The following is a 21,022-nucleotide window of genomic DNA, read 5'->3' on the forward strand; positions in this document are numbered from 1 at the left end:
CTAAATTAATTTTTAAAAAGGAATTTTTTAGCAATCAACAATAAAGATAACAGTTCAACCCTTCCGATAATCATAAAAAATATAAGAAAATATTTGGTTAAAAAGTGCAAATTTTGAAAATCAAAGTCCGATAGACCATAAGCAGATGAATTAACTGTATTCATCAATGTCAATACAGCTAATTTAAATGAGTATTCAAATTGAATGTTAGACAAAGATAATAAGATGGTTAAAGAAAAAAGAGAAATAACAAAAATTAATATTGTTAAAAAATATTTATTTATATCTTTTGTATCAAAATTAATTTTAGAAAAAACCAATTTGTTCATAAATACATTTTTTGGCCTGCTAAAAGAAAGAATTTGATTAATAGAATATTTAGTTAAAGAATATATTTTTAAAAACCTTAAACCTGAGCTAGTAGAAAAAAAAGATCCACCAACAATTACAAGCAAAATATAAATAAAGTTTAGGTTAGTTTGATTGACTTCAAGTGAAACACCTATATTTGAAATACTACTTACTATAGATAAAAAACTGGATGTAAAATTAGTGTCATAACTAAAGAAAACAAAAAATATACTTGCAACAATAATAAAATATAAAAATAAATGTATATCCTCATAAAAAAAATTTAGATTTTTATTTCTTAAAAAAATTAAATTGTATATAAAAAAAATACTAAAAAAAGAAATCAACATTAAAAAAGAAAATATAATAATTTGAAAATCATTTATTAAAATTGATGAAAGTTCATTAACAGGTAGAAATCCGCCCGAGGAAATTATCGTCATTGCTAAATTTAGTGAATTAAATGATCTAATTCCAAGAATATTTAGAATAATAAAAATTGATATAGTTAATCCTGAGTATAACAAAAGAATTTTAATTGATTGTTTTAAAATCTCTGCAGAATTAAAGGATAAAAAATTAGTTAAAGATTTTTTTAAACTTTCGTCATAAATATCAATTAAAAAAATAATAGAATATAAAAAGTATAACCCACCTATCCACTGTATTGATGATCTCCATAAAATTAAGCCTTGATCAATATGCTTAATATTTTCAAAGACAGTAAAACCTGTTGATGTAAATCCAGAAACTGCCTCGAATAAGGAATTTAAAAAAGATAAATTATAAATACTTAAATAAAAAGGTATTGATAAAATCAAAGGCATTAAAATATATCCCAATAGTACGGTTAATATTTTTTCAAATATTGAGGGTTTTTTAGGATCAGTTTTAATTTTATAAAAAATTATTCCGATTAGAGCGGAAATAATTAAGCTAAAATAATATGTATTTAGATTTAGATATAAATTAAAATAGTATGAATAAATAATATTTAAAAAAGAAAAAATAGATATCAATATAAAAAAGAAACTTAAGTACTTTACTCTAAAAAATAACATTTAATTAAATAGAACTAATTCTAAATATATTTTCTACTACCGAAATTGAATCTTTCTTAGCTAAAAAAACAACTTTATCCTCTTTTAGAAAAACAAAATTTGATCGAGGTATAATTACTTTATTTTCTCTTAAGACCGCTCCAATTCTTATCTCTTCTGGTAAGTTAGAATTTTTTAATTCTTTATTAATAAGTTCAGATGTCTCTATTATTTCAGCTTCAATCACTTCATACTCACCATTCATAATTGTATATGCTGTTTCAATTGTGCCTTTATGAATATGTTTTAAAATACTTGAAACTGTATTCATTCGAGGATCTATAAGATCATCAATTTTTAAAGAGTTTTGTAACAAAGAATAGTTTGGCTTATTTATTAAAGCCATTGTTCTTTTATCATCAGTATCCTTTTCATCTTTTGCAAATTTTTCAACAAGAACACTTACCATCAAATTATCTTCATCATCATTTGTTAAAGCAAGAACTGTTTCGGCTTCTTGCAAATTAGCCTCAGCAAGAACCTCCTCATCTAAAGCATCACCATTAATGATAATTGTATTATTTAATTCGCTTGCAAGAAATTCAGCTCTTTCTTTGTTTTTTTCAATAATCTTAACTCTTGCAGCATCCAAAGTTTCTTCAATGTTTTTAGCTAAATTAAAACCAATGTTACCACCACCTACAATCAAAATATTTTTAGATACTTTTTCATCATGTCCGAAAGCTTCTAAGGTATCAGACATTTGCGAAGAATTGATAATCACGTAAATTTTATCATTTTTTTTAATATCATCGTTTTTCTTTGTAATTAAAAATTTTTCATCTCTTATTATTCCAATAATATTTGCATCTAAATTAGGATGTTTTTTAGTTAAGTCGTTAAGTTTGATATTAATTAATTTACAATTTTCATTAATTAAAATTTCTAATAATCTAATTTTATTATTAGCAAATGGAACACTATCTAGTGCTCCTGGCGCCTCAAGTTTTCTTTGTATTGATTTAGCAATTTCAATCTCTGGTGAGATAATTACATCTATTGGTAAATTTTCTTTGTTATAAACTCTTGTAAATTTTGGATTTAGATAATCTTGCGATCTTATTCTAGCTATTTTTTTTGGAATTTTAAAAATTGAAAAAGCAATTTGACAAATAAGCATGTTAATTTCATCATTTCTAGTGACTGCTATAATCATGTCAGTCTCTGCTGCGTTGGCTTTTTCTAATATTGAAGGATAGGTGCCTTTTCCAACTATAGCTTTAACGTCCAAAGCATCATCAATTTTTTGAATATCTTCACTAGAAGGGTCAATAACAGTTATGGAATGACCTTGCTCACTTAGCTGTTTGGCTATAGTAAACCCTACTCTTCCAGCTCCACAAATGATTATATTCATCTAATTAAATTCTTTGATGCCCAAACCTTTTAATTTTCTATGTAATGCACTTCTTTCCATTCCAACAAAATTAGCTGTCTTAGAAATATTTCCATTAAATTTTTTTAGTTGAATAGTTAAATACTCCTTTTCGAATTTTTCTCTAGCTTCTTTTAATGGCACAGAAAGGCTATTTTCAGCTAATTGATCATCAAAATTTGTATTTTTTAAAGATTCCTTAATAATATTTGAAATTTTATCTTTTGAGTCTGGTTGTAATATTGCAATTCTCTCTATTAAATTTCTTAACTCTCTAACATTACCATGCCAATTATGATTGAGAATATAACTATTATTCTCATCTATATCTAATTCTTTAATATTATAATTCTCAGATATTTTTCTTGAAAAATATTTGATTAACAAAGGAATATCAGAAATTCTTTGATTTAATGGTTCAATATTTATCTCAAAAACATTTATTCTATGAAATAAATCTTCTCTAAAATTTCCAATTTCTATTTCCTTTTTTAAATCTTTACTTGATGAGCAAATTAATCTTACATCTACACTTACGTCATTAGCACCATTAACTCTCTTAAATTTTTGATCTGTCAAAACTCTTAATATCTTAGATTGTATATCTAATGGTATTTCTGAAACTTGATCTATTAATAGAGTTCCTTTATTTGCTTTTTCAAGAGCACCATACGAAATAGAGCCATTTTCTTTTTCTTCTCCAAATAACTCTAGTTCATATTTATTTGAATCTAGTAAGGCACCGTTTAATATTATGAACTGATTTTTACTTCTTTTAGATAGCTTGTGAATTTTTCTTGCGACCAATTCTTTGCCAGAACCAGATGGTCCATTAATAAAAACTCTACTTTCGGTAACTGAAATCTTTTCTACTTGATTTTGAATGTTCAATATATTTTTGCTGTCTCCTATTAATTCATAAGATGAAAATAATTTACTTTCGTAATCTCTGTTTTGCTTTTTTAAATTAAAATTTTCAACTGCTCTTTTAACAAAATTAAGTAATCTTTCTTGATCAAATGGTTTTTCAATAAATTCGAAAGCACCTTCATGAAGTGATTTTACTGCCATTTCAATACTAGCATGACCAGAAATTATAATGACAGGCACATCTTTATCTTTAGATTTTATATGAGATAAAAGCTCTATACCATCATTATCTCCTTTATCTAATTTTACATCCAATATTGCAACATCAGGAAGTTTTTTATCAATTTCTGCTAAAGCTTGATTGTAATTTGCAGCAAGTCGTGTCTTGTACCCTGCATCTATAATTAATTCATTTATAATATTTCTTATATCTGCATTATCATCGACGATTAATATTTCAGAACTCATTTTATTTATTTATATTTATTTTAATTTCTGCTCCATCCTTAAGGGCAATAAAATCAATATTCCCATTATGATCATTGATAATTTTACTTACAATAGAAAGTCCCAAACCTGTCCCATTTTTTTTAGTTGTAAAATATGGATTTAAAATATCTTTAATATTTGCTGCAAATATTCCAAAACCAATACCATTATCTTTGATATTGATTGTAATGTGGTTATTTGAGTCATTAACTTCAATAGTAATTTTTTTGTTAAAATTAGCGTTATTTTCGGTTTTTTGCTGAATGCTTTCTATGGAATTTTTTAGTAAATTAAAAAAAACTCTACTTAACTGTTCTTTATCACTATCTAGAATAATTATTTCCTGATTTCTTTTGAAGTCAATATTAATAGAATTATCTAATTCACTTAGTAGTTTTATATTTTCATTTATAATTTGAACTAAATTATTTTCTTTTAAAATAGGTTTTGGCATTCTAGCAAAATCAGAAAATTCGTTCACTAAATTTCCAATTTGCCTAATTTGATTATTTATTATTTTTAAATTTTCCTCAAAATTTTCCCTATCACCTTCTTTTATTTCTTTTGAAAATTTATTTTTCATTCTATCTATAGTTAATTGAATAGGTGTTAAAGGATTTTTGATTTCGTGAGCTAATTTTCTTGCAAGATTACTCCAAGCTTCGTGCCTTTCATTAATAATTAATTTTTCTTGCTGACTTTTAAGTCTATCTATCATTAAATTAAAATTCTTATTTAGAGTTTCTAAATCTTTATCAGTTTTAACTTCAGGGACTTTTGCATTGAAATTTCCTTGTCCAATAGATGTTGATGCAAGAATTAAATTATTGATAGATCTAAAAAACCTCGATGAAAATCTGATCGCGATAGATATAGAGACAAACAATAAAACACTTACAACAATAATATAAATAATAGCAAATGAGATTTTAATACCCGTGCTTTTTTCCTCAACTGTATAATAAAAATTAATAGCTTCTTCAGATTCTGTTAAATACCTTGAAATATCTTTATCTAAATATTTAACAACATATAAAAATCTATCTTCAAAACTTTGCAATCTCATTATTGCAGCAGAAATATTTTCAGGTGCATTAATAATCTTTAAAGGACGATCGTCATCCAAAACTAAGTTTAAAGCTCTATCAACTGGAGGAACGTATGGTTGATCATCATTTAAAGTTGAAAATAAAAGTTTTTTATTAATATCTATAATATGCACCTCATCAACATCTCTTATCAATTTTTGTGTATTTAAAAATCTCCTATATTCATTTTGATTATCGTTTAGAAATTTTTTACTTTTATTTGTATCAAAGGCAATTAAAACTATATCAGATTGTATTTTATTTCTAATTTCCTCAACATAATTTCTTGCTAACTCATAAGAATTATTAACAACAGTAGTAACTTTTTTGTCAAAATACTTCTCTAAAGCAAAAGAAAATAAAAAGAGTGAAAATATTGAAATTAAAACTGATGGAATTAAAGTAAATAAACCAAAATATGTAATATATTTTTTATTTGATTTTAAACCATCTTTATCGATATCATTTTTAATTGCACTCTTTATCTCAATAAAAATATAAACAAAAAGTGCTATTAAAAGAAAAATATTTAGAACTAATAATATTTGTAAATTTTGATCTGATAATTCAATAAATCCTTTATCAATAAAAGTTAAAAAGGTTAAAAAACCTATCGATAATGTGATAATAAATAATATTATTAGATATATATTTTTTTTAATAAATTCGTACATTTGAATATAAAAACTACCATATAAATGAATAATTATTTTATAATACTAGCATCAGGACAAAGCAAAAGATTTAATTCAAAAAAACCAAAGCAATTCAATATTTATAAAAACAAGGCTCTTTTTAAACATTCTTTAGAAAAGGCAATGAAATCAAAGCTGTTTAAAAAAATTATATTGGTCGTAAATAATAAAAAAAATATTAAAGAAAAATTCCCCAAGAATGTATCAATTATTAAAGGTGGTAAAGAAAGATCTGATTCTTCTTTAATAGCATTAAAATATATAAAAAAATTTAAACCTAACAATGTTCTAATTCACGATGCAGCTAGACCAAACTTCACAATCAAGCTTTTAAAAAAGCTAATTAAATCACTTAAAAACAATAAAGCAATAATACCTTCAATACATTCAAAAGATTCTATCAAATACAAAGTAAAAAACCAACTTTTTAACTTAAATCGAAATAATTCAATTTTAACTCAAACCCCTCAAGCTTTTAAATTTAAAGATTTATATAGTCTTTCAAATAAACAAAAAAATAAAATTACTGACGAAGCATCATTATTTATTGAAAACAATTTAAAAGTTAAATTTATTAAAGGAGAAAATTTAAATAACAAAATTACATTTAAAGAAGATATTGAAACTAATAAAACTTTTTTTGGTATTGGTTTTGATATCCATCGATTAATAAAAGGGAAAAAACTTTTTTTAGGTGGAATTAAAATCCCCTATCACTCAGGACTTAAAGGTCATTCAGATGGAGATGTGATTATTCACTCAATAATCGACTCTCTTCTTGGCGCAATGAGAAAAAAAGATATTGGTACTTTTTTTCCAGATAACCAAAAAAAATATAAAAATATTAGATCTCCTAAAATGCTTAAACCTATTGTTGAAATATTAAATGATAATAACTTTTATATAAATAATTTAGATATAAATTTAATATGTGAACAGCCAAAAGTTTCCAAATATCGTGATAAGATAATCAAATCTATATCTAATTTATTAAATATTGATAAAGAATTAATTAACCTGAAAGGTAAAACAGTAGAAAAACTTGGATTAATCGGAAAGGAAAAAGCAATAGCTTGTGAAGTTATTTGCTCAATTATGCAATGAAAAAAATAAATGTTTTGTTGTCCACTTTCTTTGGTTATGGATATTTAACCAAAATTCCTGGAACTGTAACTTCTGCTGTTACCGCTGTTTTTATTTATATTGCTTATGAAATTTTAGGTTACACAGATCTAAAATTTTCAATTATTTTTTTTATACTTTTATTCTTTTATTCATTTTATGCCGTAAAAGACTCAGAATCTGAATTTAAAAATAAAGATCCAAGACAAATAGTAATTGATGAAGTTTTAGGACAAACCATGCCTTTAATTTTATTGTTGTATTTAAATCAAACTAATCAAATAAGTATTTCCGTTGAAATTTATTATATTTTATCATTTGTCTTTTTTAGATTTTTTGACATCCTAAAACCTTTTCCAGTAAGTTATTTTGATAAAAAACATAAAAACTATTTTGGAATAATTATGGATGATATAATGGCAGGTTTATATTCAATGATATTAATATACTTAATAAGTTTAAAGTTCTAATGAGTATTCAATTACTTCATAAAAAATTAATTAAAAAAAAATTAACTATATCTGTAGCTGAGTCTTGTACGGGAGGGTTGCTGGCTCATAATTTGACTAAATTAGCTAATTCATCAAAATACTTTCAAATGGGTCTAACGACTTATTCTAATCAAGCTAAAATGAAAATATTAAAGATTAATAAAAATACTATTAGAAAATATGGTGCTGTAAGCAGTGAGTGTTGTAAGGCAATGGTTAAAAATTTATCTAAAATTTCAAAGAGTAAAATCAACGTGTCAATAACAGGGATTGCTGGACCAGGAGGTGGATCAAAAGAAAAACCAGTTGGTCTTGTTTATATTGGTATTAAAAAAGGTAAAGATTTACTGATTAAAGAAAATAAATTTAAATCAAGAAACCGTAATTTGATTCAAAAATTAACGGTACGTACTGTAATTAAAATAATCAGTAAAATTATTTAATACTTTCAGCCCTTTTTTGAAAAGCATCTGCAATTTTGTCTAGACCATATTGAAAAGACTTAGTCATCACAATATTTAGAAACTTATTTTCTATTTCAAAATCAATATCAAAAATAACTTCGGTTCTATATCCATTCATCCAATTTCCTTTGTCTTGAAATTTCCAATTATTCTCTAAAAATTTTAATGGTCCACCTATGTTTACAACATGAATTAAATCATCTTTTTTAATATACTTTACGTCACTTTTAAATGTATCCTTAAACGGCCCCTTACCTATTGTTAAATCAGCAATTATATTTGTAATTTGACCATCGTCATTTCTCTCATAAACTTTTGAACTATTACAGAAAGGAATAAACTCAGGATATTTTTCAATATCTAAAACAAAATCTATAAGTTTATCTTTTCTTTGATCAATTAATCTCGTAACTGATGCTTTAGGCATTAATTATTTTTAAATCTGTTTTGTTGTAGTTTCGCAAAATCTTCATCTGCATGATATGAAGACCTGGTTAAAGGAGATGATGATACCAACAAAAATCCTTTAGCTTTTGCTATTGTTCCTAAATCTTCAAATTCTTTTGGTGTGTAATATCGATCTAATGGATAATGTTTAGTTGATGGTTGTAAATATTGACCAATCGTTATGAAATCAACATCTGCAGCTCTTAAATCATCCATAACTTGTAAAATTTCGTCTCTTGTCTCCCCTAATCCAACCATTATTCCTGATTTAGTAAAAATATTTTTGTTAACTTTTTTTGCATTTTTTAAAAGTTCCAATGATGCAAAATATCTGGATCCAGGTCGAACTTTCAAATAAAGACTTGGGACAGTTTCAATATTATGATTAAAAACATCTGGTTTAGCATCTAAAACTTTTTTATATGCATCTCCTTTTCTTAAAAAATCAGGTGTAAGAACTTCAATAGTAGTATTTGGGTTTGATTTTCTAGTTTGATTAATCACTTCAAAAAAATGTTTTGATCCACCATCATCTAAATCATCTCTATCCACTGAGGTAATCACAACATGTTTTAAATTTAATTTTTTTACCGCTTCTGCAATCTTAACAGGCTCTAATTGATCTAATTTTCCTGGTACACCAGTTTTAACATCGCAAAAAGCACAAGCTCTTGTACATGTATCTCCCATAATCATAAAAGTTGCATGTCGCTTACTCCAACATTCAGTTATATTTGGACAGTTTGCTTCCTGACAAACAGTTACAAGATTATTATTATTTACAATTGTTTTGGTTAAAAAGAATTCCTTACTATTAGTAAGTTTTGATCTAATCCATTCAGGTTTTTTTTTAATTGGATTAACCGGTTTATTTTCTTTTTCTGGATGTCTACTTTTCATCTTTTCTAATTATATAAATAGTCTCATTTTTTTTACCAAACAAAAATCGTTCTCTAATTAAAGTCTCAATATAATCGAGATCTAAATTCGTACTAAGAAGTGAATTTTTATGATCCATATCTTCTATTTTACTAATTAGGGTCAATTCTTCATTTTTCAAGTTAGACAAAAGTTCCTTTTTATCTATATACGAAAAAAGACCTCTTTCTCCTGATACTAAATTAAAACTAAAATATAAAATAAGAAAAACAGATATTAATAAAAAATAATTTTTTTTTATTAATCGAAGCATTAATTGATATTATTCATCCTCGCTTTTTTTCCAAGTGCTTCTTCAATACGGATTAATTGATTATATTTTGCTACCCTTTCAGATCTAGCTAAAGATCCTGTTTTAATTTGATTTGAATTAGTACCCACTGCTAAATCAGCAATAAAAGTATCCTCACTATCGCCTGATCGATGAGATATAATTGTTTTATATCCAATGGTTTGAGCAAATTTAATTACATCTAATGTTTCTGAAACAGTGCCAATTTGATTTAGCTTGATTAAGATGGAATTTGAAGAAATATTTAAAAAACCTTTTTTTAATCTTTCAAGATTTGTTACATACAAATCATCTCCTACGATCTGAACTTTTTTAATTGATTTCATTAATTTATTCCATGCCAACCAATCATTTTCAGCAAATGGGTCCTCAATAGACTTAATTTTATATTTCTTAATAATTTTTTGATATTCTTTAATTGATTTATCTACTGAAATATAACTTTTTGAATGAATAGAGTAATTATTCTTTTTATATAATTCATTAGCAGCCACATCTAGACAGATAGAAACATCTTTGCCATTAATAAATCCTGATTTTTTAATTGCACTCACAATTAAATCTAAAGCTTGATTATTACTGCTGATCATGGGTGCAAAACCACCTTCATCACCTACTGAAGTTGATAAACCTTTATCTTTAATTAATTTACTTAAGTTTTTAATGACAACAAAACAAATTCGCATTGCCTCAGAAAAACTTTTTGCTCGATCAGGCCTGATCATAAACTCTTGAATTCTAAGACCATTATTGGCATGCGCTCCACCATTAATAATGTTCATTAATGGATACGGTAATTGAAAGTTATTTTTTTGAGAAAAAGTTTTATACAAAGGTAATTTTTTTGCTTTTGCAGACAATTTTTTTACAGCCATAGAAACTGCTAACATCGCATTAGCTCCTAATTTAGTTTTTTGTCTTGTACCATCTAAATTAATTAACAAAGCATCAATTCTCTCTTGATTATGGATACTTTGTCCTTTTAATTTTTTTGAGATCTTTGTGTTAACTAAGTTAACTGCACTTAAAACACTTTTTCCTAAATACCGTTTATTATTTTTATCTCTTTTTTCAAAAGCTTCAAAAGTTCCTGTGGAAGCACCTGATGGACAAATAGCGGATGCGCTATTATTTTTAATATAAACCTCTGCCTCTACTGTTGGATTTCCTCTACTGTCAAAAACTTGACGTGCTTTTACTTTTAAAATTTTGCTCACTATTTTTTAATTAGATTATCTATATCGTGTAATTGTTTTAATAGATTCTCTAATTTATTCAATGGTACCATGTTTGGTCCATCGGAAGGTGCATTATCAGGATCTTGATGCGTTTCAATAAATACACCTGCAACTCCAACTGCAACTGCAGCTCTTGCTAAATGTTCAACAAATTCTCTTTGACCACCAGAGGATTCTCCTTGGCCACCTGGTTGTTGAACAGAATGAGTGGCATCGAAAATTACTGGATAACCATTCTTTGCCATAATAGGTAATGATCTCATGTCAGAGACTAAAGTGTTATATCCAAAACTTGCACCTCTTTCTGTGACTAAGATATTTTTATTTCCTGAGTCTGAAATTTTTTTAGTTACGTTCACCATGTCCCACGGTGCTAAGAACTGACCTTTTTTTACATTAATAATTTTATTTGTTTTAGCTGCAGCAATTAATAAGTCTGTTTGTCTACATAAAAAAGCTGGGATTTGTAAAACATCAACATGTTTTGAAACAATTTCACATTGTTCAGCATTATGAATGTCAGTTAAAATAGGGACATTCAATTCCTTTTTAATTTTATCAAATACGGGAAGTGATGCATCTAATCCTGCTCCCCTTTTACCTTTTAAACTTGTTCTGTTCGCTTTATCAAATGAAGTTTTGTAAATAAATCCAAGGCCAAATTTCGAAGTAATTTCCTTAATTTTTCCAGCCATATCGAGTGCATGTTGTTCTGTCTCTAACTGACATGGACCTGCAATAATACAAATCTTATTATTGTTTGAAATTTCTATATTTTCACAATTTACTTTGATCGCACTCATCTATGATTTTTTGCTGCTTTGATAAAAGAAGAGAATAAAGGATGTGGGTTCAAAGGTCTAGATTTAAATTCAGGATGGAACTGAACTCCTATAAACCAAGGATGATTTTTTAGTTCTATTATCTCTGGCAGCTTATGATCTGGAGATAAACCTGAAAATATTAACCCTTTTTTCTCAAATTTTTCTTTATATGAAATATCCACTTCATATCTATGTCTATGTCTTTCTTTTATTAATCTAGATTTATAAATATCTCTAATTTTAGACTTATCTTTTAAAATTGCATCATAAGAACCAAGTCTCATGGTGCCTCCTAAGTCTTTATCTGTACCTTTAACTTTTCTTCCACTTTTCTCCCATTCATGCATCAAGCCAATAATATGTACTCCACCTTTATCAAATTCTGAAGATGTTGCTTTTTTTATTTTCAATTGGTTTCTAGCAAATTCAATTATTGCCATTTGCATTCCATAACAAATTCCAAGAAATGGAATTTTATATATTCTTGCATACCTTATCGCTTCAATTTTACCCTCAGTTCCCCTTTTACCAAAACCACCTGGAATTAGAATTCCTGAAACATTTTTAAGTTTATTTTTTATTTCTGAAACTTTTAATTTTTCAGAATCTATTCTGACCAAATTAACTTTGAGATTATTGGATATTCCTCCATGAGTAAGTGCTTCATCTAAAGATTTATAAGCATCCTTTAATTCAACGTATTTTCCAATAATTGCAATATTAACATGTCTTTTAGTATTAAGAGTAATTTTAGTTATTTTTTTCCAAGGTTTCAAATTTGCAGGTTTTTTTGATTTTAATTTAAAATAATTTAAAACTTGAATATCTAATTTTTGATTAAAAAAACTAATCGGTGCCTCATAAATAGTTTTAACATCAACAGTTTCAATTACATTTTTGATATCAACATTACAAAACAAAGATATTTTTTTTCTATGGTCCAAAGGAATAGGTCTTTCTGATCTACAAATAATAATATCAGGTTGAATACCAATGCTTCTTAATTCTTTAACTGAGTGTTGGGTTGGTTTTGTTTTTATTTCATCCGATGCTTTTAGATAAGGAACTAAAGTTAGATGAATAAATAACGCATTTTTTTTACCAATATCATTTGAAAATTGTCTTATCGCTTCTACAAATGGTAAACTTTCAATGTCTCCTACTATTCCTCCAATTTCACAAATTACAAAATCTTCTTTAGATGTATCGTGTTTAATAAATTCTTTAATTCTATCTGTGATATGAGGAATTACTTGAACAGTTTTACCTAAATACTGACCTTTTCTTTCCTTTTTAAGAACATCACTATAAATTTTTCCAGTTGTAATATTATCGGTTTTCTTTGCAGTTACGCCTGAAAATCTTTCATAGTGACCTAAATCTAAATCTGTTTCAGCACCATCATCGGTTACAAAAACTTCTCCATGTTGAAACGGACTCATTGTTCCTGGATCAACATTAAGATAAGGATCTAATTTTCTTAATCTTACCTTGTAACCTCTTGATTGTAATAAGTAAGCAAGGGATGCAGAAGAAAGACCTTTACCAAGGGAAGAAACCACGCCGCCAGTGACAAATATATATCGCGCCATGGAAGTATCTTATAGCGAATAAAAAATGAATTGAAAAGGATTAATTAATTATTTTCTGGAATTGATGGGGTGTCTTCAGTTTTTTCCTCAACTGTATCCAATACCGACCCCGTAGGAGTAAGTTCTGCTCTAGAAATGATTGTTAGAGCTAGACTGCAAATAATAAAAAGTGTTGCTACGATTGCAGTGGCTTTTGTCATAAAGCTGCCTGCTGATCTTGAGAGCATAAAATTTTCTTGGGAAACTCCAATACCAAGAGCACCTCCTTCTGATTTTTGCAATAAAACCAAAAGAACTAAAATAACTGCAAGTATGATGTTGATTACTAATAATAAAGTTTCCATGTGGGTCTAATTAATGGTTTTTTGAATTATATCAATAAATTTTTTTGGAATTTGTGATGCGCCTCCTATCAAAAAACCGTCAATGTTGGGAATTTTTTTTAATATACTTACGTTATTAGTGTTTACAGATCCGCCATATAAAATTTTAGGATATTTTTTTATAAATCTACTTTTAATAAATGAAATAGTTTTGTTTAAATCAGCTTCTTTAGGAATTACACCTGTGCCGATAGACCATACCGGTTCATAGGCTATAATAATTTTAGATCTGTTGTTTATCGATTTTAATCCTTTTTCAATTTGTCTCTTTAGAATTTGATTAGTTTTTTTTTGTCTTCTTTCTTTCAAGGTTTCGCCAATACAAAATATAATTTTGAGACCTGATTTAATTGCACTTTTTATTTTTAAATTAATTAAATTATCTGTCTCACCTAGTTGTCTATTTTCTGAGTGTCCCAAAATAACATACTTTGCCCCAACATTCTTAAGCATAGTAGAATTTACTTGTCCAGTGTGCGCACCGTAGTCATAGCTGTGATGACAGTTTTGGGCACCAACCTCTATTTTTGTTTTTTTAAGTCTTCTCGATAATGGACGAATTAATGTATTTGGTGGGCAATAAACTATTTTTAACTTATTTTTTTTATAATTTTTTGAAAACTTTATTACTTTATCAAGTGAATTTAGAGATCTTAAATCACCAAACATTTTCCAATTAGCTACAAAATACATATATTTATTTGTCATAATTGACTTTTTAATCTATAGATTTGTTTTTTACAGATCAATAAATTTATAACGCTATGATTGAAAAACTAAAAGAATTAGGATGGAAAAAAACTGGAGGATTTTTAGTGATGGCTTTTGTTGCTTTCGCTTTCATCTTTGGTGGTTTTGGTGGTGGATTTAGTACAAATAATCAAAACAATATTGCTAAAATAAATAAAACAAATGTAACCAGCCAAGATTTTATTGACTATATTAATCAAAGTGGAATTTCACAAGAAGCTATTCGAGATAATTTGGAAAATAATATTATTGAAGAATTATTGTCAGGATTAATTTCAACTAAATTGATTGATTTAGAAATTAAAGACTTTGATCTTTCAATTAACGAAAGAACTATACTTAAAAATATTAAAGAAAATAAAAATTTCCATGATGAAAATGGTACTTTTCAAAGAATTAAATATGAAAAATTTTTACTCTCAAACAACTTGTCAGCTGCAATGTTTGAATTGCAATTAAAAAATAGAGAATTGCAGAAACACTTATTTGATTTCATTGGTGCTGGAACAATAACACCAAATTTTTTGATAGAAAAAAAGTTTGAGGAAAATAATAAATCTTTAGATATCGAGTATTTTGATATGGAAAATTTATATAAAACAAAAGCTGATTATACAGCAAATGAAATTGAAGTATTTATTGATGAAAACAAAGATCAATTAAAAAGAGAATATATAGATTTTAAGTATGTGGTTTTAAATCCAAAAAACCTAATTGGCATAGAAGAATTTAATCAAGAGTTTTTTGATGAAATTGATTCAATTGAGAACAAAATCTCTCAAGGAAGTGCATTTGATGCTATATTGGAAGATATTAATGTTGACATTGTTGAAGTAAATGATTTTGCACCTAGCTCTAGTAAAAAGATTAATGAAGATTTAATTTATTCTAAGAAAACATCTAAAATAGACTTGATAGAGAGTGGTGATAACTTTTTACTTTATAATATTGATAATCAGTATGATCGAGCTCCAGATTTAAATGATGAAATCATTAAAGGAGAAATAGTAGAGTTAATATATCAAAAAGGTAAATTTGATTTAAATAGAGAAATTATAGAAGAAATTCAAAATAAGAAATTTGATAATTTAAAATTTGAAGAATTGGCAGGGTCAAAGAAGGAATATTCTTCTATTAATTCTATAGAAGATGATAAGCTCATTGATATTAATTCAGTAAAAATGCTTTATGCTCTACCTGTAAACTCTTTTGCTCTAGTAAATAAAGAAGATAAAATTTATTTAGTAAAAATCACTGGACTAAATAAAAACTCATTTAACGAAACTGATGAAAAATACATCAAATTTGTAAATGCACAAAATACAAGCAATAGAAAAAGTATCCTACAGTCGTATGATCAATTACTAAATACTAAATATCAGGTTCAATTAAATCAAAAAACTATTGATCGAATTAAAAATTATTTCAAATGATGATTAATCGAAGCTTCAAAGATTTTAAGTTTCGACACAGAAGCAAAAAAAATCAAATCATTTTTACTAAAAAGAAAGTAAAAAATGATGAGGAAATATTAAACCTAATAGATAATTTTCTAAAGGAAAAAAATAGTTTTATATTTGAGTCTGTAGAAAAAGGTAAAATCAAAGGTAGATATACAATATTTGGTAAAAACCCTGATAAAATTTGGGAATTTAATAATAATAATTCTTATCTAATTCAAACAAATAAAAAAAGAAAATTAAATGATAAACCAGATAAATTAATGGAAAAAATAATTGAAGATTTCAATTTTGAAACTCCCAAAAATTTACCTAACATTTGCTCATTAATCTCTGGGTATTTTTCTTATGATTCAATCAGATACATAGAAAAAATTCCGAACAATTGTAAAAATGATCTCAATTTACCCGATGTTAGACTTCTTCGTCCAAGAACTTTAGTCATTCATGACAATTTAAAAAAAGAAATTTTTTACATATCTAACATTTTTAAAGATGAAAAAATTAAAAACTATCAAAATAAATATGAAGAAGTTAAATCTGATTTGTTTAAATTAATCATTCAGTCATCAATTAAGAATATTGATAAAAAAATATTTCAAAAATCAAAAAATATAAAAGTGAAATCTAACACTTCCAAAAATAAATTTTTATCAATGGTTAATAAGGCAAAAAAATATATTAAATTAGGAGATATTTTTCAGGTTGTTTTAAGCCAAAGATTTGAGGCAAAATTAACAAAAAAACCATTAGATATTTATAAAAAACTAAGATTAACAAATCCTTCTCCTTTTATGTTTTTTTTCAATTTTGAGGATTTTCAAATAATTGGCGCAAGTCCTGAAATACTTGTGAGACTTAGGGATAATAAAATTACTGTAAGACCAATTGCAGGTACTAGACCACGTGGTAAAACTAAAAAAGAAGATCTTTTTTATGAAAGAGACCTGCTTAAAGATAAAAAAGAACTTTCAGAGCATTTGATGTTACTTGATTTGGGTAGAAATGATGCTGGTAAAGTCTCAAAGATAAATTCGGTAAAAGTTACAGAAAGCTTCATTATTGAGAGATATTCTCATGTAATGCATATAGTTTCAAATGTAGTTGGGGAATATAATAAAAAATTTTCAAAATTTAAATCGCTCTTAGCTGGTTTTCCAGCAGGCACTGTTTCTGGAGCTCCAAAAATTAGAGCTATGGAAATTATAGATGAATTAGAAACAACAAAAAGAAAAGTTTATGCAGGAGGAATTGGATATTTCTCTGCAAATGGAGAATTTGATACATGCATAGCCTTAAGAACCGCAGTTGCTAAAAATAAAAAATTTTATGTGCAAGCAGGCGCAGGTATAGTTGCAGATAGTAAACCAAAAAATGAATACGAGGAAACAGTTAATAAAGCGAAAGCTTTAATTAATGCTTTAAGATAATGAAAGTATTGTTAATAGATAATTACGATAGTTTTACTTTTAATTTGTATCACTACATCTCCTCATTAAATGTTAAAGTTGATGTGGTTAGAAATGATAAAATTAATTCTAAAGAAATCATTAAAAAGAAATATGATAAAATTGTTATTTCACCAGGACCGGGCAACCCAAATCAATCTGGCAATTGTATTAAAATATTGAAATCATTATACAAAGAATTACCTTTTTTAGGTGTATGTTTGGGTCATCAGATAATTGGACAAGTTTTTGGATCAAAAATTGTCCAAGCAAGAAAGTTAATGCACGGCAAAACAAGCAAAATCAAATCCAAAAAAATTGGTATTTTAAAAAACCTCCCAAATACATTTGAAGCTACCAGATACCATAGTTTAGTAATTGATAAAAAAACTTTATCAAAAGAGCTAGAGATTACAGCAGAAACAGAAGATGGGATTATAATGGGTGTTCAACATAACAAATTTAATATTCATGGTGTACAATTTCATCCTGAAAGTATTAAAACTAAGTTTGGAATGAAAATTCTTAAAAACTTTATTAACAATTAAATTTATGGATCAAATTTTAGAAAAACTTAAGAATAAACAAAATTTAACTTTTGAAGAAAGTAAAGCTGCTTTTGAAATATTAATGACTGGAAAAGCTAGTGATGACGAAATTTTTAGTTTTTTAACCTTATTATCCAAAAAGGGAGAAGTTTCAGATGAAATAGCAGGTGGAGTTTTTGTTCTTAGAGAAAAGTCTAAAAGAGTAAATGTAAATGATTGTATTGATACTTGTGGTACTGGTGGTGATGGCATGAATACTCTTAATATTTCAACAGCATCTGCCCTACTTTTGGCTAGCATGGGTACAAAAGTTGCTAAACATGGCAATAAAGCCGTTTCTTCAAAATGTGGATCTGGTGATGTTTTAGAAGCTCTTAAAATTAAAATTGATTTAGAGCCTGAGGATATAAAAAAAGAAATTAATGCCAAAAATTTTGGTTTTATGTTTGCACCAAATTATCATAGTGCAATGAGATTTGTAGGACCTGTAAGAAAAAAAATTGGAAAAAGAACCATTTTTAATATGATTGGTCCATTAAGTAATCCAGCTCTTGTAGAGAGACAAGTTGTGGGTGTTTTTGATAGAAAATTATTAAAAATTTTTGCAGAAGGACTTAAAAATTTAAATTTAAAATTCGCTTGGATAGTAAATAGCGAGGATGGATTAGATGAAATATCTCCATATGCAATCACTAATGTTATTCAATTAAAAGATGGTCAAATATCTGAAATAAAAATAGATCCAAATGCTTTAGGTGTTAATGCAGATAATTTTAAAAATCTAGTGGGTGATGATGCAAAATTTAATGCTGATAAGATGATTGAAATATTTAAAGGTAAAGATAATGACTTTTCAAAAGCAGTTTGTTTAAATGCTGCAGCAGGTTTAATTGTTGGAGAAAAATTTTCAGAATTTTCTGAAGCATATAATTACACAAGAAAATTTATCCTTTGTGGAAAAACTTTTTTACATCTAGAAAAAATTCAAAATGTCTGAAAATATACTTCAAAATATAATTCAAAAGAAAATTGAAAAAGTTGATAAATTAAAAAAATCCCTAGATCTTAAAACTTTGGATGAATTAATTAATAAAAACAACAGCTATATTAATTTTAAAGAGAAAATAGAAAATAATATAAAAAATAATAAAACTTCAATTATTGCTGAAATTAAAAAAGCAAGTCCTTCAGCGGGTATAATAATTGATGATTATAATCCTGTAGATATTGCTCAGATTTATTTAAATAATAAAGTAACTTGTCTTTCAGTTTTAACCGAAGAAGATTATTTTTTAGGAAATTTAATTCACATCAGTAAAATAAAAGATAAAATTAATTTACCTGTATTGTGTAAAGATTTTTTTATCGATAAATTTCAAATACCTTTAGCAAAAAGTTATGGCGCTGATGCTATTTTAATTATTTTAGCCGGGGTTTCGGATGATCTTGCTTCTGAATTATATAATGAAGCTATGAAATATAATATGTCAGTTATTGTTGAAGTTCATACAGTAGAAGAAGCGAAAAAAGCTTTAAATTTTAAAGATGCATTAATTGGAATAAATAATAGAAATTTAAAAACTCTTAAAACTGATATAAATACAACTTATGATATTTATGATGTTATAAAAAATCATAAAGGTCCTTTAATATCTGAAAGCGGAATTAAAAATAAAGAAGAGTTGTTAGAACTAAATAATAAAACATCAATTAACACTTTTTTGATTGGTGAATCACTTTTGAAAAATTTAGATAAAAATTCTATTTTTTCTGTTTTATAGCTAAATAAAGCCCTATTTTACTTGTTTTTTTTAGTATTGTTAATTTAAAAGAACTTTTATAGAACATTATTTGTACGATATTTGTTCTTATGCTAACAAAAAAACAAAAAAACCTGCTTTTATTTATCAACAAGAAGTTGAGAAGTTCTGGCGTCTCTCCTTCATATGAAGAGATGAAACAGTCTCTTAATTTAAAATCTAAATCAGGTATTCACAGGTTGATTAGTGCTTTAGAGGAAAGAGGTTTTATTAAAAGATTAGCTCACAAAGCAAGAGCTTTAGAGGTAATTAAATTACCAGAGACCGCTTCTGCAAATGATATTTATAATAGCTTTTCACCAAGTGTAATTAAAGGTGGATTAGATGAAGAACAAATTAATTCTGATGAAATTGAAGTACCAGTTCTTGGAAAAATTGCTGCAGGAACGCCTGTAGAAGCAATACAAAATGAAGTTTCTAGAATTCCCCTGCCAAATAATTTAGAAAAAAATGGAGATTACTTTGGATTGAAAGTTCAAGGTGACTCAATGATAGATGCAGGTATTCATGAAGGTGATACAGTGATTATAAAAAGAACTGACACTGCCGATAATGGTAAAATTGTTGTAGCATTGATTGATGAGCATGAGGCTATGTTAAAAAGAATTCGAAAAAAAGGCAAAGTTGTAGCCCTTGAAAGTGCCAATAGAAACTATGAAACTAAGATTTTTGGACCTGATAGAGTAAAAGTTCAAGGAGTTTTAGTATCTTTATATAGAAACTTCTAAAAAAATAGTCTAAACAACATTGATGTCTAAAGTAGCAACACGTTTTGCACCGTCCCCTACTGGGGCTCTTCATATTGGTGGAGTTAGAACTGCATTATTTAATTGGTTGTTCTCTAAAAATCAAAAAGGAACTTTTCACCTAAGAATAGAAGATACTGATAAAGAAAGATCCAAAGAGGAACACAAAATACAAATTATTAAATCATTAAAGTGGATAGGCATTGAGCATGATGGAGATGAATATATTCAGTCGCAAAAAATAGAAGATCACATTAAAATTGCTTATGAATTATTAAAAAAAGGCAACGCATATAAATGCTACTGCTCTGCTGAAGAGATAGAGGAACAAAAAAAAAGAGCTAGGCAAAAAAAGATGCCATATATTTATAATAGAAAATGGAGAGACGCTGATGAAAAAGATGCTCCTAAAGGTATTAAACCCGTAATTAGATTTAAAAGTAAAATAGAGGGAAATTCTAAACTTAATGATTTAGTTCAAGGAAATGTT

Annotated in this window: 22 protein-coding genes; 10 read left to right on the forward strand and 12 right to left on the reverse strand. The window is 26.6% G+C overall.

Going from position 1 to position 21,022, the window contains the following annotated elements:
• Nucleotides 1-5 precede the first annotated feature (5 nt).
• The 4 genes from ACTTBL_RS04815 to ACTTBL_RS04830 form a co-directional block, all read right to left on the reverse strand.
• A complete protein-coding gene (locus ACTTBL_RS04815) occupies nucleotides 6-1,178 on the reverse strand; it encodes a TrkH family potassium uptake protein (RefSeq protein WP_440643842.1) in 1,173 nt (390 codons plus the stop codon).
• Nucleotides 1,179-1,416: 238 nt separating this feature from the next.
• Complete coding sequence (trkA, locus tag ACTTBL_RS04820) at nucleotides 1,417-2,808, reverse strand: Trk system potassium transporter TrkA (protein WP_440643843.1); 1,392 nt, start codon at nucleotides 2,806-2,808, stop codon at nucleotides 1,417-1,419.
• Nucleotides 2,809-4,164: a sigma-54-dependent transcriptional regulator gene (locus ACTTBL_RS04825; RefSeq protein ID WP_440643844.1), complete on the reverse strand. Its 1,356-nt coding sequence runs from the start codon at nucleotides 4,162-4,164 to the stop codon at nucleotides 2,809-2,811.
• 1 nt (nucleotide 4,165) lies between these two features.
• Entirely contained in the window at nucleotides 4,166-5,947 is a 1,782-nt protein-coding gene (locus ACTTBL_RS04830) for an ATP-binding protein (protein WP_440643845.1), read from the reverse strand.
• A gap of 24 nt (nucleotides 5,948-5,971) precedes the next feature.
• Between ACTTBL_RS04830 and ispF the strand changes: the two genes are divergently transcribed.
• From ispF to ACTTBL_RS04845, 3 genes are read left to right on the forward strand one after another with little or no spacing between them, the layout of a single operon-like run.
• Nucleotides 5,972-7,072, forward strand: coding sequence for a 2-C-methyl-D-erythritol 2,4-cyclodiphosphate synthase (gene ispF / locus ACTTBL_RS04835; protein WP_440643846.1), 1,101 nt, complete (start codon nucleotides 5,972-5,974; stop codon nucleotides 7,070-7,072).
• Nucleotides 7,069-7,560 carry a phosphatidylglycerophosphatase A family protein gene (locus ACTTBL_RS04840; RefSeq protein ID WP_440643847.1) on the forward strand — a complete coding sequence of 164 codons (492 nt, stop codon included), beginning with the start codon at nucleotides 7,069-7,071 and terminating at the stop codon, nucleotides 7,558-7,560. Before ispF ends, ACTTBL_RS04840 begins: the two co-directional genes overlap by 4 nt.
• The gene (locus ACTTBL_RS04845) at nucleotides 7,560-8,024 is read left to right on the forward strand and encodes a CinA family protein (protein WP_440643848.1); all 465 of its coding nucleotides are present in this window, start codon (nucleotides 7,560-7,562) and stop codon (nucleotides 8,022-8,024) included. The genes ACTTBL_RS04840 and ACTTBL_RS04845 overlap by 1 nt, the downstream gene beginning before the upstream one ends.
• On the opposite strand, the gene ACTTBL_RS04850 is transcribed toward ACTTBL_RS04845, so the two are convergent.
• Genes ACTTBL_RS04850 through tpiA form a run of 8 tightly spaced genes read right to left on the reverse strand, consistent with a single transcriptional unit; the run spans nucleotide 8,017 to nucleotide 14,468 of the window.
• Complete coding sequence (locus ACTTBL_RS04850) at nucleotides 8,017-8,472, reverse strand: type II toxin-antitoxin system RatA family toxin (protein ID WP_440643849.1); 456 nt, start codon at nucleotides 8,470-8,472, stop codon at nucleotides 8,017-8,019. The two genes, ACTTBL_RS04845 and ACTTBL_RS04850, sit on opposite strands and share 8 nt — an antisense overlap.
• Entirely contained in the window at nucleotides 8,472-9,392 is a 921-nt protein-coding gene (gene lipA, locus ACTTBL_RS04855) for a lipoyl synthase (protein ID WP_440643850.1), read from the reverse strand. Before lipA ends, ACTTBL_RS04850 begins: the two co-directional genes overlap by 1 nt.
• A complete protein-coding gene (locus tag ACTTBL_RS04860) occupies nucleotides 9,382-9,684 on the reverse strand; it encodes an FtsB family cell division protein (protein WP_440643851.1) in 303 nt (100 codons plus the stop codon). Before ACTTBL_RS04860 ends, lipA begins: the two co-directional genes overlap by 11 nt.
• The gene (gene eno / locus ACTTBL_RS04865; RefSeq protein ID WP_440643852.1) at nucleotides 9,684-10,940 is read right to left on the reverse strand and encodes a phosphopyruvate hydratase; all 1,257 of its coding nucleotides are present in this window, start codon (nucleotides 10,938-10,940) and stop codon (nucleotides 9,684-9,686) included. Before eno ends, ACTTBL_RS04860 begins: the two co-directional genes overlap by 1 nt.
• Nucleotides 10,940-11,764 carry a 3-deoxy-8-phosphooctulonate synthase gene (kdsA, locus tag ACTTBL_RS04870; protein WP_440643853.1) on the reverse strand — a complete coding sequence of 275 codons (825 nt, stop codon included), beginning with the start codon at nucleotides 11,762-11,764 and terminating at the stop codon, nucleotides 10,940-10,942. Before kdsA ends, eno begins: the two co-directional genes overlap by 1 nt.
• Complete coding sequence (locus tag ACTTBL_RS04875; RefSeq protein ID WP_440643854.1) at nucleotides 11,761-13,377, reverse strand: CTP synthase; 1,617 nt, start codon at nucleotides 13,375-13,377, stop codon at nucleotides 11,761-11,763. The genes kdsA and ACTTBL_RS04875 overlap by 4 nt, the downstream gene beginning before the upstream one ends.
• 44 nt (nucleotides 13,378-13,421) lie before the next feature.
• Nucleotides 13,422-13,721, reverse strand: a complete 300-nt coding sequence (gene secG, locus ACTTBL_RS04880; protein WP_023853885.1) for a preprotein translocase subunit SecG — start codon at nucleotides 13,719-13,721, stop codon at nucleotides 13,422-13,424.
• Between the two features lie 6 nt (nucleotides 13,722-13,727).
• Nucleotides 13,728-14,468, reverse strand: a complete 741-nt coding sequence (tpiA, locus tag ACTTBL_RS04885) for a triose-phosphate isomerase (RefSeq protein WP_440643855.1) — start codon at nucleotides 14,466-14,468, stop codon at nucleotides 13,728-13,730.
• Between the two features lie 56 nt (nucleotides 14,469-14,524).
• On the opposite strand from tpiA, the gene ACTTBL_RS04890 reads away from it, so the two are divergent.
• The 7 genes from ACTTBL_RS04890 to ACTTBL_RS04920 form a co-directional block, all read left to right on the forward strand.
• A complete protein-coding gene (locus tag ACTTBL_RS04890) occupies nucleotides 14,525-15,943 on the forward strand; it encodes a SurA N-terminal domain-containing protein (RefSeq protein ID WP_440643856.1) in 1,419 nt (472 codons plus the stop codon).
• Nucleotides 15,943-17,400 (forward strand): anthranilate synthase component I, encoded by a 1,458-nt coding sequence (gene trpE / locus ACTTBL_RS04895; protein ID WP_440643862.1) that lies wholly within the window; start codon nucleotides 15,943-15,945, stop codon nucleotides 17,398-17,400. The genes ACTTBL_RS04890 and trpE overlap by 1 nt, the downstream gene beginning before the upstream one ends.
• Nucleotides 17,400-17,966 carry an anthranilate synthase component II gene (locus ACTTBL_RS04900; RefSeq protein WP_075504179.1) on the forward strand — a complete coding sequence of 189 codons (567 nt, stop codon included), beginning with the start codon at nucleotides 17,400-17,402 and terminating at the stop codon, nucleotides 17,964-17,966. The genes trpE and ACTTBL_RS04900 overlap by 1 nt, the downstream gene beginning before the upstream one ends.
• A gap of 4 nt (nucleotides 17,967-17,970) precedes the next feature.
• The gene (gene trpD, locus ACTTBL_RS04905) at nucleotides 17,971-18,963 is read left to right on the forward strand and encodes an anthranilate phosphoribosyltransferase (protein ID WP_440643857.1); all 993 of its coding nucleotides are present in this window, start codon (nucleotides 17,971-17,973) and stop codon (nucleotides 18,961-18,963) included.
• Complete coding sequence (locus tag ACTTBL_RS04910; protein WP_440643858.1) at nucleotides 18,956-19,747, forward strand: indole-3-glycerol phosphate synthase TrpC; 792 nt, start codon at nucleotides 18,956-18,958, stop codon at nucleotides 19,745-19,747. The genes trpD and ACTTBL_RS04910 overlap by 8 nt, the downstream gene beginning before the upstream one ends.
• Nucleotides 19,748-19,836: 89 nt before the next feature.
• Nucleotides 19,837-20,514: a transcriptional repressor LexA gene (gene lexA / locus ACTTBL_RS04915; protein WP_440643859.1), complete on the forward strand. Its 678-nt coding sequence runs from the start codon at nucleotides 19,837-19,839 to the stop codon at nucleotides 20,512-20,514.
• A gap of 22 nt (nucleotides 20,515-20,536) precedes the next feature.
• Nucleotides 20,537-21,022, forward strand: a 486-nt coding sequence (locus ACTTBL_RS04920; RefSeq protein WP_440643860.1) for a glutamate--tRNA ligase family protein, incomplete at its 3' end; no start/stop codon positions are given.

It is taken from the genome of Candidatus Pelagibacter sp. HIMB123, assembly GCF_052048195.1.
Lineage (GTDB): Bacteria > Pseudomonadota > Alphaproteobacteria > Pelagibacterales > Pelagibacteraceae > Pelagibacter.

Excerpts from the sequence above, each read along its gene's own strand:
- ACTTBL_RS04900 (WP_075504179.1), top strand. The coding sequence starts at position 17,400 with ATGAAAGTATTGTTAATAGATAATTACGATAGTTTTACTTTTAATTTG.
- trpE (WP_440643862.1), top strand. The coding sequence starts at position 15,943 with ATGATTAATCGAAGCTTCAAAGATTTTAAGTTTCGACACAGAAGCAAA.
- ACTTBL_RS04850 (WP_440643849.1), bottom strand. The coding sequence starts at position 8,472 with ATGCCTAAAGCATCAGTTACGAGATTAATTGATCAAAGAAAAGATAAA.
- ispF (WP_440643846.1), top strand. The coding sequence starts at position 5,972 with ATGAATAATTATTTTATAATACTAGCATCAGGACAAAGCAAAAGATTT.
- kdsA (WP_440643853.1), bottom strand. The coding sequence starts at position 11,764 with ATGAGTGCGATCAAAGTAAATTGTGAAAATATAGAAATTTCAAACAAT.
- ACTTBL_RS04890 (WP_440643856.1), top strand. The coding sequence starts at position 14,525 with ATGATTGAAAAACTAAAAGAATTAGGATGGAAAAAAACTGGAGGATTT.
- ACTTBL_RS04845 (WP_440643848.1), top strand. The coding sequence starts at position 7,560 with ATGAGTATTCAATTACTTCATAAAAAATTAATTAAAAAAAAATTAACT.
- ACTTBL_RS04910 (WP_440643858.1), top strand. The coding sequence starts at position 18,956 with ATGTCTGAAAATATACTTCAAAATATAATTCAAAAGAAAATTGAAAAA.
- ACTTBL_RS04875 (WP_440643854.1), bottom strand. The coding sequence starts at position 13,377 with ATGGCGCGATATATATTTGTCACTGGCGGCGTGGTTTCTTCCCTTGGT.
- trkA (WP_440643843.1), bottom strand. The coding sequence starts at position 2,808 with ATGAATATAATCATTTGTGGAGCTGGAAGAGTAGGGTTTACTATAGCC.
- lexA (WP_440643859.1), top strand. The coding sequence starts at position 19,837 with ATGCTAACAAAAAAACAAAAAAACCTGCTTTTATTTATCAACAAGAAG.
- ACTTBL_RS04825 (WP_440643844.1), bottom strand. The coding sequence starts at position 4,164 with ATGAGTTCTGAAATATTAATCGTCGATGATAATGCAGATATAAGAAAT.
- ACTTBL_RS04830 (WP_440643845.1), bottom strand. The coding sequence starts at position 5,947 with ATGTACGAATTTATTAAAAAAAATATATATCTAATAATATTATTTATT.
- trpD (WP_440643857.1), top strand. The coding sequence starts at position 17,971 with ATGGATCAAATTTTAGAAAAACTTAAGAATAAACAAAATTTAACTTTT.
- ACTTBL_RS04815 (WP_440643842.1), bottom strand. The coding sequence starts at position 1,178 with ATGCCTTTGATTTTATCAATACCTTTTTATTTAAGTATTTATAATTTA.
- ACTTBL_RS04860 (WP_440643851.1), bottom strand. The coding sequence starts at position 9,684 with ATGCTTCGATTAATAAAAAAAAATTATTTTTTATTAATATCTGTTTTT.
- ACTTBL_RS04840 (WP_440643847.1), top strand. The coding sequence starts at position 7,069 with ATGAAAAAAATAAATGTTTTGTTGTCCACTTTCTTTGGTTATGGATAT.
- secG (WP_023853885.1), bottom strand. The coding sequence starts at position 13,721 with ATGGAAACTTTATTATTAGTAATCAACATCATACTTGCAGTTATTTTA.
- lipA (WP_440643850.1), bottom strand. The coding sequence starts at position 9,392 with ATGAAAAGTAGACATCCAGAAAAAGAAAATAAACCGGTTAATCCAATT.
- tpiA (WP_440643855.1), bottom strand. The coding sequence starts at position 14,468 with ATGACAAATAAATATATGTATTTTGTAGCTAATTGGAAAATGTTTGGT.